Origin of the sequence: Actinacidiphila yeochonensis CN732 (assembly GCF_000745345.1) — a bacterium.
GTDB lineage: Bacteria > Actinomycetota > Actinomycetes > Streptomycetales > Streptomycetaceae > Actinacidiphila > Actinacidiphila yeochonensis.
The window spans coordinates 4,384,377-4,396,278 of the sequence record NZ_JQNR01000005.1; the positions used below are offsets into that span (position 1 = coordinate 4,384,377).

9 protein-coding genes are annotated in these 11,902 nt (G+C 74.8%); 4 read left to right on the top strand and 5 right to left on the bottom strand.

Annotation, left to right across the window (positions count from 1 at the left end; genetic code table 11):
• Window positions 1-64 precede the first annotated feature (64 nt).
• On the top strand, window positions 65-2,953 hold the full coding sequence (gcvP, locus tag BS72_RS29760; protein WP_037914957.1) for an aminomethyl-transferring glycine dehydrogenase: 2,889 nt from the start codon (window positions 65-67) through the stop codon (window positions 2,951-2,953).
• A gap of 229 nt (window positions 2,954-3,182) precedes the next feature.
• On the opposite strand, the gene BS72_RS29765 is transcribed toward gcvP, so the two are convergent.
• Window positions 3,183-3,389: a DUF5999 family protein gene (locus BS72_RS29765; protein ID WP_037918267.1), complete on the bottom strand. Its 207-nt coding sequence runs from the start codon at window positions 3,387-3,389 to the stop codon at window positions 3,183-3,185.
• A 328-nt stretch (window positions 3,390-3,717) separates the two neighbouring features.
• Window positions 3,718-4,305, bottom strand: a complete 588-nt coding sequence (locus tag BS72_RS29770) for a hypothetical protein (RefSeq protein WP_037914958.1) — start codon at window positions 4,303-4,305, stop codon at window positions 3,718-3,720.
• 778 nt (window positions 4,306-5,083) lie between these two features.
• Between BS72_RS29770 and BS72_RS29775 the strand changes: the two genes are divergently transcribed.
• Together BS72_RS29775 and BS72_RS29780 are read left to right on the top strand one after the other, a co-directional pair.
• The gene (locus tag BS72_RS29775; RefSeq protein ID WP_037914959.1) at window positions 5,084-6,574 is read left to right on the top strand and encodes a glutamate-cysteine ligase family protein; all 1,491 of its coding nucleotides are present in this window, start codon (window positions 5,084-5,086) and stop codon (window positions 6,572-6,574) included.
• 399 nt (window positions 6,575-6,973) lie between these two features.
• On the top strand, window positions 6,974-7,714 hold the full coding sequence (locus tag BS72_RS29780) for a CPBP family intramembrane glutamic endopeptidase (protein WP_037918269.1): 741 nt from the start codon (window positions 6,974-6,976) through the stop codon (window positions 7,712-7,714).
• Between the two features lie 153 nt (window positions 7,715-7,867).
• Here the strand turns inward: BS72_RS29780 and BS72_RS29785 are convergent, their stop codons facing one another.
• Complete coding sequence (locus tag BS72_RS29785) at window positions 7,868-8,698, bottom strand: PhzF family phenazine biosynthesis protein (RefSeq protein ID WP_037914960.1); 831 nt, start codon at window positions 8,696-8,698, stop codon at window positions 7,868-7,870.
• A 192-nt stretch (window positions 8,699-8,890) separates the two neighbouring features.
• Window positions 8,891-9,082 carry a DUF1059 domain-containing protein gene (locus tag BS72_RS29790; protein ID WP_037914961.1) on the bottom strand — a complete coding sequence of 64 codons (192 nt, stop codon included), beginning with the start codon at window positions 9,080-9,082 and terminating at the stop codon, window positions 8,891-8,893.
• 173 nt (window positions 9,083-9,255) lie between these two features.
• On the opposite strand from BS72_RS29790, the gene BS72_RS29795 reads away from it, so the two are divergent.
• Entirely contained in the window at window positions 9,256-10,167 is a 912-nt protein-coding gene (locus tag BS72_RS29795) for a bifunctional helix-turn-helix transcriptional regulator/GNAT family N-acetyltransferase (RefSeq protein ID WP_037914962.1), read from the top strand.
• 133 nt (window positions 10,168-10,300) lie between these two features.
• Here BS72_RS29795 and BS72_RS29800 read toward each other — a convergent pair whose 3' ends face one another.
• The gene (locus tag BS72_RS29800; protein WP_232792570.1) at window positions 10,301-11,548 is read right to left on the bottom strand and encodes an MFS transporter; all 1,248 of its coding nucleotides are present in this window, start codon (window positions 11,546-11,548) and stop codon (window positions 10,301-10,303) included.
• Window positions 11,549-11,902 lie beyond the last annotated feature (354 nt).

The following is an 11,902-nucleotide window of genomic DNA, read 5'->3' on the forward strand; positions in this document are numbered from 1 at the left end:
GGCCGCACGGGTGCCGGCCGGCACGGCACCCCCGATGGCCGTCGCAGACCAGGAGGCCCCCGCAATGAGCGAACGCCCCATCCCCCTCGCCGAGCTGGAAGCAGGCGTGCCCTTCGCTTCCCGGCACATCGGCCCCGACACCGGGGCGCTGGACAAGATGCTCGCCCAGGTCGGCTACGGCTCGCTGGACGAGCTGACCGCCGCCGCCGTCCCGGACACCATCAAGAGCGCCGAGGCGCTCGCCCTGCCGCCGGCCGTCACCGAGGCCGAGGTGCTGGCCGAACTGCGCGCCCTGGCCGGCCGCAACCAGGTCCTGGCGCCCATGATCGGCCTCGGCTACTACGGCACCTTCACCCCGCCGGTGATCCTGCGCAACGTCATGGAGAACCCGTCCTGGTACACGGCGTACACGCCGTACCAGCCGGAGATCTCCCAGGGCCGGCTGGAGGCGCTGCTGAACTTCCAGACCGTCGTCGCCGACCTCACCGGCCTGCCCACCTCCGGCGCCTCGCTGCTGGACGAGGGCACCGCCGCGGCCGAGGCGATGGCGCTGTCCCGCCGGGTCGGCAAGGTCAAGAACGGCGTCTTCCTGGTCGACGCCGACACCTTCCCGCAGACCCTGGCCGTGGTGCGCACCCGCGCGGAACCGACGGGCGTCGAGGTCGTCACCGCCGACCTCTCACAGGGCATCCCGGCCGAGGTCGCCGAGCGCGGCGTCTTCGGCGTGCTGCTGCAGTACCCGGGCGCCGGGGGCGCCGTACGGGACCTGCGGCCGGTCGTCGAGCAGGCCCACGAGCTGGGCGCCGTCGTCACCGTGGCCGCCGACCTGCTGGCGCTGACCCTCCTGACCTCGCCCGGCGCCCTGGGCGCGGACATCGCGGTGGGCACCACGCAGCGCTTCGGCGTCCCCATGGGCTTCGGCGGCCCGCACGCCGGCTACATGGCCGTCCGCGAGGCGTACGCGCGCAACCTGCCCGGCCGGCTGGTCGGCGTCTCCGTGGACGCCGACGGCAACCCCGCCTACCGGCTGGCGCTCCAGACCCGCGAGCAGCACATCCGCCGGGAGAAGGCCACCAGCAACATCTGCACCGCGCAGGTGCTGCTGGCCGTCATGGCCGGCATGTACGCCGTCTACCACGGCCCGGACGGGCTGGCCGCCATCGCCCGCCGTACCCACCGGTACGCGGCCGTGCTCGCCGCGGGGCTGCGCGCCGCCGGGGTGGAGCTGGCCGAGGAGGCGTTCTTCGACACCCTCACCGCCACCGTGCCCGGCCGGGCCGCGGACATCGTGGCCGCCGCCCGCGAGCGGGGCGTCAACCTGCGGCCCATCGACGCCGACCACGTCGGCCTCTCCTGCGACGAGACCACCACCCGCGCCCAGCTCACCGCCGTGCTGGCCGCCTTCGGCGCGCCCGAGGCCGACCTCGACGCGCTGGACGCGGCCACCCCGGACGCGCTGCCGTCCGCGCTGGAGCGCACCGAGCCGTACCTCACCCACCCGGTCTTCCACGAGCACCGCAGCGAGACCGCGATGCTGCGCTACCTGCGCCGCCTCGCCGACCGCGACTACGCCCTGGACCGGGGAATGATCCCGCTCGGGTCGTGCACGATGAAGCTCAACGCGACCACCGAGATGGAGCCGGTCACCTGGCCGGAGTTCGGTGCCCTGCACCCCTTCGCGCCCGCCGAGCAGGCGGCCGGGTACCTGGAGCTCATCCACGGCCTGGAGGACCAGCTCGCCGCCGTCACCGGCTACGACAAGGTCAGCCTGCAGCCCAACGCGGGCTCCCAGGGCGAACTGGCCGGGCTGCTGGCGGTGCGCGCCTACCACCGTGCCAACGGCGACACCCAGCGCACGGTCTGCCTCATCCCGTCCTCCGCGCACGGCACCAACGCGGCCAGCGCCGTGATGGCCGGCATGCGCGTGGTGGTCGTCAAGACCAGCGAGGACGGCGACGTCGACGTCGCGGACCTGCGCGCGAAGATCGAGCAGCACCGCGACGAACTCGCCGTGCTGATGGTGACCTACCCCTCCACGCACGGCGTGTTCGAGGAGCACATCACCGAGGTGTGCGCCGCCGTCCACGACGCGGGCGGCCAGGTGTACGTCGACGGCGCCAACCTCAACGCGCTGGTCGGCCTGGCCCAGCCGGGCCGGTTCGGGGCCGACGTGTCCCACCTGAACCTGCACAAGACGTTCTGCATCCCGCACGGCGGCGGCGGCCCCGGCGTCGGCCCGGTGGCCGTGCGCGCCCACCTGGCACCGCACCTGCCCAACCACCCGCTCCAGCCCGAGGCCGGCCCGGCCACCGGTGTCGGCCCGATCGCGGCGGCGCCCTGGGGCTCGGCCGGCATCCTGCCGATCTCCTGGACCTACGTCCGGCTGATGGGCGCCGAGGGGCTCAAGAAGGCCACGCAGGTCGCCGTCCTCAGCGCCAACTACGTCGCCAAGCGGCTGGAGCCGCACTACCCGGTGCTCTACACCGGCCCCGGCGGGCTGGTCGCCCACGAGTGCATCATCGACCTGCGGCAGCTCACCAAGGAGACCGGGGTGACCGTCGACGACGTCGCCAAGCGGCTCATCGACTACGGCTTCCACGCCCCGACGATGTCCTTCCCGGTGGCCGGCACGCTGATGATCGAGCCCACCGAGAGCGAGGACCTGGCCGAACTCGACCGGTTCTGCGACGCGATGGCCGCCATCCGGCGCGAGATCGACAAGGTCGCCGAGGGCCGGTGGCCGGCCGAGGACAACCCGCTGCGCGGCGCCCCGCACACCTCCGCCGTCCTGGCGGGGAAGTGGGAGCACGCCTACACCCGGCAGGAGGCGGCCTTCCCGGAGGGTGTGAAGGCCGCGGACAAGTACTGGCCGCCGGTGCGCCGCATCGACGGCGCCTTCGGCGACCGCAACCTGGTCTGCTCCTGCCCGCCGCCGGAGGCGTTCGAGGGCTGACAGGGCAGGCGCCTTCCCGGCGCCGCCGTCCGGGCCCGGGTCCGCGCCGCCCTCCGGGGCGTCCGGGGCCGGGCCCGCAGCGTGTCCGCCATGCCCGGCCCCGGGCAGGGCTCCAGCCGGTCCCCCCACGAGCGGGGGACCGGCTGGAGTCCCGCGACCCGGGTGGACGTCCCGGCCCGCGGCCGGGTGCCCAACGGAACGCCCGGCGCGCACCGGCGGGGGTCGGGCCTCAGGCCGCCGTGGTGACGCGCCCGGCGGAGACCGGGCGGTGCGGCGCGATGATCTTGCCGTCCGGCAGCAGCTCGCCGGTGTCCTCGAAGACCAGCACGCCGTTGCACAGCAGGCTCCAGCCCTGCTCCGGGTGGTGGGCGACGATCGCGGCCGCCTCCCGGTCGGAGCACTCGGCTGTGGGGCACTGCGGCTGGTGGTTGCACATGGTGTGTGTGGTCTTTCGCTGCGAGAGGCCGACGGCGCTTGCGCCCGCCTCGCCTGAGTGGTTCATCTGCTCCCCCGTCTCGTGGTGCGGCGCTCCCAGTGTTGCCCCGCGGCGCTCGCTCCGCAGGTATTTCACCGATGCGATCCCCTTTAGGGCACGACGCGTCACCCGCGCGGGCGGTTGCGTACACTCAGCGGCTCCCTCCCCTCCGAACGGGAGGGGAGGGAGCCGCTGTGCGCGCGGTCCGGCGCCTTCGCACCAAGCCCTCGGCCGACGCCGCTCGCGACCGATCTCGACCGCTCGCGGCCGTTCGTGACCGCCCGCGTGCTCAGGCGGGCGAGCCGGCCAGCGGAGGCGGCGCCAGCCACACGCTGAGCACCGGGGCGAGCTCCACCATCCGGTAGACGCGGTGCGCGGCGATCCCCGGCGGGGCCGGGGCGAGCGGCACCAGAAGGTCGGCGGGGTCCGGCTGGGCCGTCGCCGCGTCGGTGCGCGGCACCGTGTGCAGCCACAGCGCCATCATGTACATCGACGGCACCGACAGCAGATGCGGCTGGTAGGTGTCCGGCAGCGCGTCCGCCTGCCCCAACGCCCGTTCCGTGGACGCCAGGTAGGGGCCCTCGGCGAACCGCGAGAACACCCAGCCGTCCGCCGTCAGGACGGTCTCGCCCGCCGCCACCACGACCGCGCCCGACCGGATATGGAAACGCCAGCCGGCCAACCGCGCCTGGGGCAGCCCGCCGGGGACCGACGCCGGCTCGAACACGTGCACCGGCAGCGGATGGTCGGCGTCGAGCGGACCCTCCGCGGTACGCAGTGCGGGCGTCCTCGCCTCCCGGACGGCGGAGGGGGAACTGAGCGCGGCCAGGACGCTCAGCAGTGCGGGTGCGGGTGCTGGGGGCACAATCAGCGGCATGATGTCGCCTCTCACTGGAGACACGTGGTGCGGGGCGCAGGCGGGGCGGGTGGCGCGGTGATGCGGAGGGGTGCCGCAGAAAAGCGGCGTCGCGCGGCGTCGCGCGCAGAGGTGCGGCGTGGTGCGGCGTCGCGCGGGGTGGTGCGGCGTGGTGCGCGGTTCTGGCCAGGGTGAGCCGGGGTGAGCGGGTCGAGCCGGGGCTGGGTCCGGTTCGCCCTGGGGCGACCGGGGGGATGGTGGCGGCGCTTGCGGACGGCTTGCGGACGGTTGCGGTCAGTACCGTGCGAGGGTTACTGCTCAATCCCGTTCCGCGGCGGCGGACTTCATCCGCCTGGTGTGCGAAGTTTATACGAACTTTGTTCGGTCCGTGTTTCGCCTAGCAGTCGCCGGCATTACCGGCAAGACGATGACGCGCCGTTCTCACCGGACTTCCGGACGGTATTCCAGCAGCGTGCGGAGTGCGTGCTGCGAATGTGCACGGGCTGTGGACGGCCGAAAATGATCGGTGGTCGCGGCGGTGAATTGCCACCGGCCAGTCAGGTGGAATGTGCTACTGGAACATGCCCGTCGCGTTCCGCCGCCCCCAGCGTATCGGGTACGGCCCCCGGCCGATGCGTTATGGATCAGCCGGGCGGGGCATCCTCCGGTGAGGACGGCTCGCCGAGGCCGTTCGCACCAGCCCTTCCAGCGGTTCGCGGGCACGGTCCGCCGGACCGGTTCCACCGCGCGGGCGGTGTCCGCGGCGCTGGTGCACGCCGTTTCAGGGAAGGATGCCTCGATGGGGCAGATGGTCACGGCCGGGGCATTCGACCTGGCTGACCGCAGGATGTACCGGCACAAGCTCCGGCAGTGTCTGGAGGGACTGGAGCGACTGCTGGACGAGAAGCGGTTCGATCGCGCCCGCAATCTCATGGGCCTTGAGATCGAATTGAATCTCGCGGATTCCGACGGGCTTCCCCGGATGATGAACGAAGAGGTCCTGGAGCGCATCGCGAGCCGTGATTTCCAGACCGAGCTGGCGCAGTTCAACATCGAGGTGAACATCGCCCCGCACCCGCTTTCCGGCCGTGTCATGGACCGGCTCGCCGAGGAACTGCGCACCGGGCTCGGGTACGCGGACCGGATGGCCGGCGAGGTGGGCGCCCGCATCGTCATGGTCGGCATCCTGCCGACCCTCCAGGCCCAGGACCTGGTCAGCGCGAACCTCTCCCGCGCCGACCGCTACACCCTGCTCAACGAGCGCATCCTGGCGATGCGCGGCGAGGACATCACGCTGGACATCAAGGGCGTGGAGCACCTGGTGTACACCTCCGCGTCCATCGCCCCCGAGGCCGCGTGCACGTCGACGCAGATGCACCTCCAGGTCACACCGGGCAGGTTCGCGGACGTGTGGAACGCCGCCCAGGCCATCGCCGGCGCGCAGATCGCGGTCGGCGCCAACTCGCCGTTCCTGTTCGGGCGCGAGCTGTGGCGCGAGACCCGCCCGCTGCTGTTCCAGCAGGCCACCGACACCCGGCCGGAGGAGCTGCGCGCCCAGGGAGTCCGGCCGCTGACCTGGTTCGGCGAGCGGTGGGTCGACTCGGCCACCGACCTGTTCGCCGAGAACGTCCGCTACTTCCCGGCGCTGCTGCCCATCTGCGACGAGGAGGACCCGCTGCGGGTGCTCGACGAGGGCGGGGTGCCGAAACTCCACGAGCTGAACCTGCACAACGGCACCATCTACCGCTGGAACCGGCCGGTGTACGGGGTCGTCGACGGCGTGCCGCACCTGCGGGTGGAGAACCGGGTCATGCCCGCCGGCCCCACCGTCGCCGACGTGCTGGCCAACGCCGCGTTCTACTACGGGCTGGTGCGGGCGCTGTCCGACACCGCGCGGCCGGTGTGGCAGCGGCTGCCGTTCGGCGTCGCCGCCGAGAACTTCGACGCCGCGTGCCGTGACGGCATCGGCGCCGTCCTCCGGTGGCCGCGCGGCCGCGGCACCCCGGTGGAGGTGCCGGCGGTGGAGCTGGTCCTGGACGAGCTGCTGCCGCTGGCCGCGGCGGGACTGGACGCCTGGGGCATCGACCGCGGCGACCGCGACCTCTACCTCGGCATCATCGAGCAGCGCTGCCGGCGTCGGACCAACGGCGCCGAGTGGCAGGCCCGCACCTTCCACCACTACATGGACCGCGGCCTGGACCGGCGGGCCGCGCTGGCCGCCATGACGCAGCACTACCGGGAGTACTCCGCGGGCGGCGACCCCGTGCACACCTGGCCGACACCGTCCTGATCGGCGGGCGGGCCGCTCCGGTCCCGCGAGCGGCCCGCTCAGCCCTCCGGAACGCCCCTGCTGACCCCGGGTCCCCACCGCCGCGCCGGGCGGCGCGCGACCACCACGACCGCGCGCCCCGGCGCGTCCGGCGGGCGCCCGCGCACGGTGTTCCCAGGTACGTCGCATAAGCTCGCCCGGCGCACCCGGCAGGCCCCGCCGCGAGCGGGGCGGGTGCGCCGGCCGGGCCGCGGGCGGACATGATCGTCGCACCGTGCCCCGGACGTATCGTGTCCCTCAGCAGGGGGAGACACGGGCGCAGGGGCGGGCGCGGGCCGCCGCGGGACGAGAGCACGGGAGGACCGCGTGCAGGCGCAGGTACAGCAGGACGTCGAGGCGCCGTCGCCCCTCCCGGAGCGGATGCTGCGCAGTGAGACGCTGATCGTCCTGGCGCTGTCGCTGGGCGCCAGCGGGATCTCCGCCGTGATCAGCTTCATCGGCTCGGTGACCCGTCCCGGAGCGCTGAAGAACCAGGCGGCGACCCTCGTCGGCTCCCAGGCCCCCGGCCGCCCGTGGCTCGACCTCGCGTGGCAGGTCTTCGCCATCGCCACCGCGCTGGCCCCGGTCGCGCTCGTCGCCCACCTGCTGGCCCGGGAGCGGGTCGGCATGCCGGCGATCGGCTTCGACCGCCGCCAGCCGGGTCGCGACCTGGCCCGGGGCGCGGTGATCGCGGCGGTGATCGGCGGCACCGGCCTGGCGTTCTACCTGGGCGTGCGGGCCGCGGGCTTCAACCTCACCGTCGTACCCGAGTCGCTGCCCGCCGTGTGGTGGCGCATCCCGGTACTGATCGCCTCCGCCGTGCAGAACGCGGTCCTCGAAGAGGTCATCGTCGTCGGCTACCTGCTGCGGCGACTGGACCAGCTGGGCTGGAGCCCGCGCGCCTCGCTGGCCGGCAGCGCGGTACTGCGCGGCTCGTACCACCTCTACCAGGGGCTCGGCGGCATGGTCGGGAACATGGTGATGGGCACGGTGTTCGTGCTGCTCTACCGGCGCTGGGGCCGGATCGGCCCGCTGGTCGCCGCCCACTCGCTGATCGACTCCGTGGCCTTCGTCGGCTACGCGCTGCTGGCCGGCAAGGTCGGCTGGCTGCCCACCGGCTGAGCGGCCGCGCCGCCCGCCTCCCCTTCCCGCCCCGACGTCCGCTCGCGTCCACCGACGCTCAGCCCCCCGGCGTCCGCTCACACCGACCGATGCCCCCCGATGTCCCCCCGACGTCCGCTCACGTCCACCGATGCCCCGCAGACGTCCGCGCCGCTACGGCACCGCGTGCAGCTCGCCGTCGATCACGGTCACCGCGCTGCCGGACAGCTCCACCCGGTCGCCGCGCAGCCTGGTGCGGACGAAGCCGCCGCGGGCCGACGCCTGGTAGCCGGTCAGCTCGGTACGGCCCAACCGCTCGGCCCAGAACGGCGCCAGCGCGGTGTGGGCGCTTCCCGTCACCGGGTCCTCGTCGATACCGACGGAGGGGAAGAAGCCGCGCGAGACGAAGTCGTACCCGGCTCCCGGGTCGGCCGCCGCGGCTGTGGCGATCACGCCGCGCCGCGAGACGCGGGCCAGCCCGGCGAAGTCGGGGGCCAGCGCGCGCACTGCCGCCTCGTCCGCCACCTCGACCAGCAGGTCGCCGCAGTCCGGCCCGGTGTCCAGGACCGTCAGCGGCTCGGCGCCGAGCATCGCGGCCAGGCCCTCGGGCGGCTCGGCCGGGCTCAGCGGCGCGGCGGGGAAGTCCAGGGTGACCGTGCCGTCCCCGGCGGTCGTGGCCGTCAGCACACCCGCGCGGGAGTAAAAGCGCACCGGGCCGGAGGCCGCCCCGGTCGTCCGCAGCACGTGGGCCGTCGCCAGGGTGGCGTGCCCGCACAGCCCCACCTCGGCGGTCGGGGTGAACCAGCGGAGCGCGTACTCGCCCGCGCCCTCGACGCCGCCGCCCGGCACGGGGTGCGCGAACGCCGTCTCCGAGAGGTTGAGCTCCGCCGCCACCTGCTGGAGCCACCCGTCCGCGGGGAAGCCGCCCGCGTCCAGCAGCAGCACGCCGGCCGGATTGCCGGCGAAGGGGCGGTCGGTGAAGGCGTCGACCATGCGAATGCGCATGCGGCGAGGGTACGCGAGCCCGGCCCCGCGGGTGGGCGGTTGTCCGCTCCGCACAGCCCGTCCGCCGCGGACAGCCGCGCCGGCGCCCGCCGCGCGTCCGTGGCACGCGGTCTCCCGTTGCCGGCGGGGGACCGGGCCGGACGGACGCGGCGGGCGCCGACGTCAGCGATCGGGCGCAACCCACCTCCGCCGTCAGGCGTGTTGGGGCGCCTCGTCCTTCAGCGTCGTCCTGATCTGCTCGCGCAGCTCCGGTGTGTTCTCGTGGCCGTGCACGGACGCGGCGTGTTCACCGGCCGCGCGCACCACCTCGTCCTCTTCCCCGGAGATCGCAAGCGTGCAGTTCGATTCGCTCGGCATTTCCCGGCAGTCGACGACCTTCCGCATGACGCACCTCCTCGTGCACCACCCAGCCTATGTCCGTTCGACGGATCGCGATCGGCCGGAGGCGCCCTGCCCGCGCCCGCCCCCGGGGATCTGCTCGGGGACCCGTGCGGGCCGGGGGAGTTGGCCGGAGCCGCGAATTGACCGGGCCGCCAAAAGCTGACTAGCGTCAGAGAATGCAGGCTTCGCAGATCTCCCAGGTGCGCCGGTTCAACCGCGCCGTCACCGAGCGCATGGGTGTGCTCCAGGACCGCTACCTCGGCCGCGACCGGCCCTACGGGGAGGCCCGGCTGCTGTGGGAGGTGGGCGAGGAGGGCCGCGACGTGCGGTCGCTGCGCGAGCGGCTGGGGCTCGACTCCGGCTACACCAGCCGGCTGCTGCGGGCACTGGAGGACGACGGGCTGGTGACCGTCGAGCCGCGCGCCGAGGACCGGCGCACCCGTACCGTCCGCCTCACCGAGGCGGGCCGCGCGGAGTGGGCGGCGCTGGAGGAGAGCAGCGACGCGCTGGCCGCCGAACTGCTCACCCCGCTCAGCCCGGAGCAGCGGACCCGGCTGGCCGGCGCCATGGCCGACGTCGAACGCCTGCTGACCGCCTCGCTCGTCACCCTGGAGCCGGTGGCCCCCGACCACCCCGACGCCGAGTGGTGCCTGCGCCGCTACTTCGCCGAGCTCCAGGGGCTCTTCGACACCGGCTTCGACCCGGCCCGCAGCCTGCTGCCCGACGCGGGCGAGCTCAAGCCGCCGAACGGGGTGTTCCTGCTCGCGCGGCTGCACGGCGAGCCCGTCGGCTGTGCCGGCCTCAAGCTGCCCGCGCACGCGCCGGCCGAGATCAAGCGGATGTGGGTCGCCCCGGACGCCCGGCGGCTCGGCCTGGCCCGCCGCTTCCTGCGCGAGCTGGAGGCCCGCGCGGTCGACCACGGCCGGCTGCTGCTGCGACTGGACACCAACCGGGTGCTCGACGCCGCCGTCGCCCTCTACCGCGCCACCGGGTTCGAGGAGGTGGCGGCCTTCAACGACGAGCCCTACGCCCACCACTGGTTCGAGAAGCGCATCGGACCGTCCGCCCGTCCGGCGGCCGAGGCGTAGGGGAGTCATCCAGGGGGCGGCCCCGGCGGGGTTCATCCGGCGGGCGGCTCCGGCAGCGGCCGTTCCGGGGCGGCCCGCCGCCGTACCACCGCCCCGGCCGCGGCCAGGGCGACGGTGGCCGCACCCGAGGCGGTCAGCACCCCTCGGGGACCCAGCGCGGCGGTGAGCGGGCCGCCGAGGGCCGTTCCGAGGGCGCGGCGGTGAGCAGGGCCGCGGCCCGGGCCGCCAGCACCGCGGTGAGCTGGCGGGGCGGCGTGCGGTCCTGGAAGAGGGTCAGGGTCAGCGCGGTGAACGGCCCGTAGACGAGACCGCCGAGAGCGAAGCAGACGACGGTGACCGCCACCGGGGCGCCCGCACCGAAGGGCAGCAGCGCCAGGCCCCACCCGGCGACGATACCGAGGGCGGCCGGCCACAGCGGCAGCCGCCGCAGGGCACCGCCGGCCAGGCCGCCGAGCACGGCTCCCGCGCCGAACAGCGTCCAGTACAGGCCCAGCAGGGAAGCGCCCGCGTGCAGGTCCTGGGTGACGTGCAGGGGCAGTGCCACCTCGACAGGGCCGTAGAGGGCGTTGAAGCACCAGGTCAGGGCCAGAATCCCGAGCAGTTCGGGGCGGCGCCTGAGCAGCGCCCCGCCGCCCGACGGCCGCCCCTCCGCCGGGTCGGCGCCGGACTCCCGGACGGCTGCGGCGCACCGCTTCGCGGCGTCCCGTCCGCCATCGTGCTCGTGGCCGCCGCAACCGTCCCGCCGGCCCAGCCGCCCCACCTGGAGGGCCAGAACGGCGAAGCTCAGCGCGTCCGCGCCGATCAGCCAGACCGGCCCGACCGCCGCCACCAGCAGCCCGGCCAGTGCCGGCCCGGCCACGACGGAGGCCGAGGCGCTGGCGCCCACCAGCGAGTTCGCCGCGAGCCGGTGCTCGGGCGGCAGCATACGGGCCAGCAGCGCGTACTTGCCGGCGCCGCCCCAGGCGTGCAGCACCGACGAGGCCGCCAGCAGCGCCACGTACACCGCCGGGTGCAGCACTCCGGCGGCGCGGGCCAGCGGCACGCACCCCAGGAGCAGGGCCCGCAGCCAGGCGTCGGCGGCCAGCAGCCGCGGCGCGGGGAAACGGCGCAGCAGCGGGCCGAGGACGAGCGCGCCCAACGCCCCGGGCAGCGCGTACGCGGCCACGGCGGCGCCCACGAACAGCCCCGACCGCCCCTGCGGCGCCAGCTGGAGCGCCAGCCAGGGGACGGCGACGACGCTCATACCGTCGCCGAGGTCGGAGGCGGCCAGCGCCGGCACCAGCCGCCGGAAACCGGCCGAGGCGAGCAGCGGCCGGTACGCCTCGGGGAGCCGGAACCGGGGCCGCGGTGGCCGGCGGGCCCGCGGTGGGGAGAGGGTCACCGTCGAAGGCTGGCAGTTCAACCGCCCTTGAAGTCAAGGGGGATGGCGTCTCCCGGTGCGGTGCGCCGGCCTCCTGGCCAGGGCGCTGCCTCATCGGGACGCGCCGCCGCCGGTTCCCGGCAGGCCGGAGCCGCTCCCTGAGGGACCTGCCGGGCCGGCGTCCCCGGCGGGCGCGGCTGCCGGCCTCCAGCCGGGTCCAGCCGTCGACCTCCACCGCGCGCGGCTCCTCCGGCCACAGGTACGCGCGCCCGTCGGCGACCAGTCGGCGGGGCCCCCTCGGATGGCGGGGCGCGGAGCCGAGGGTGCGCGGCCCGGCGGGCGAACTCCGGCGAGACGGGCAAGGCGGTCGTCGAA

Coding starts and splice junctions, on each gene's coding strand:
- BS72_RS29795 (WP_037914962.1), top strand. CDS start 9,256: ATGCAGGCTTCGCAGATCTCCCAGGTGCGCCGGTTCAACCGCGCCGTC.
- gcvP (WP_037914957.1), top strand. CDS start 65: ATGAGCGAACGCCCCATCCCCCTCGCCGAGCTGGAAGCAGGCGTGCCC.
- BS72_RS29790 (WP_037914961.1), bottom strand. CDS start 9,082: ATGCGGAAGGTCGTCGACTGCCGGGAAATGCCGAGCGAATCGAACTGC.
- BS72_RS29785 (WP_037914960.1), bottom strand. CDS start 8,698: ATGCGCATTCGCATGGTCGACGCCTTCACCGACCGCCCCTTCGCCGGC.
- BS72_RS29775 (WP_037914959.1), top strand. CDS start 5,084: ATGGGGCAGATGGTCACGGCCGGGGCATTCGACCTGGCTGACCGCAGG.
- BS72_RS29770 (WP_037914958.1), bottom strand. CDS start 4,305: ATGCCGCTGATTGTGCCCCCAGCACCCGCACCCGCACTGCTGAGCGTC.
- BS72_RS29765 (WP_037918267.1), bottom strand. CDS start 3,389: ATGTGCAACCACCAGCCGCAGTGCCCCACAGCCGAGTGCTCCGACCGG.
- BS72_RS29780 (WP_037918269.1), top strand. CDS start 6,974: ATGCTGCGCAGTGAGACGCTGATCGTCCTGGCGCTGTCGCTGGGCGCC.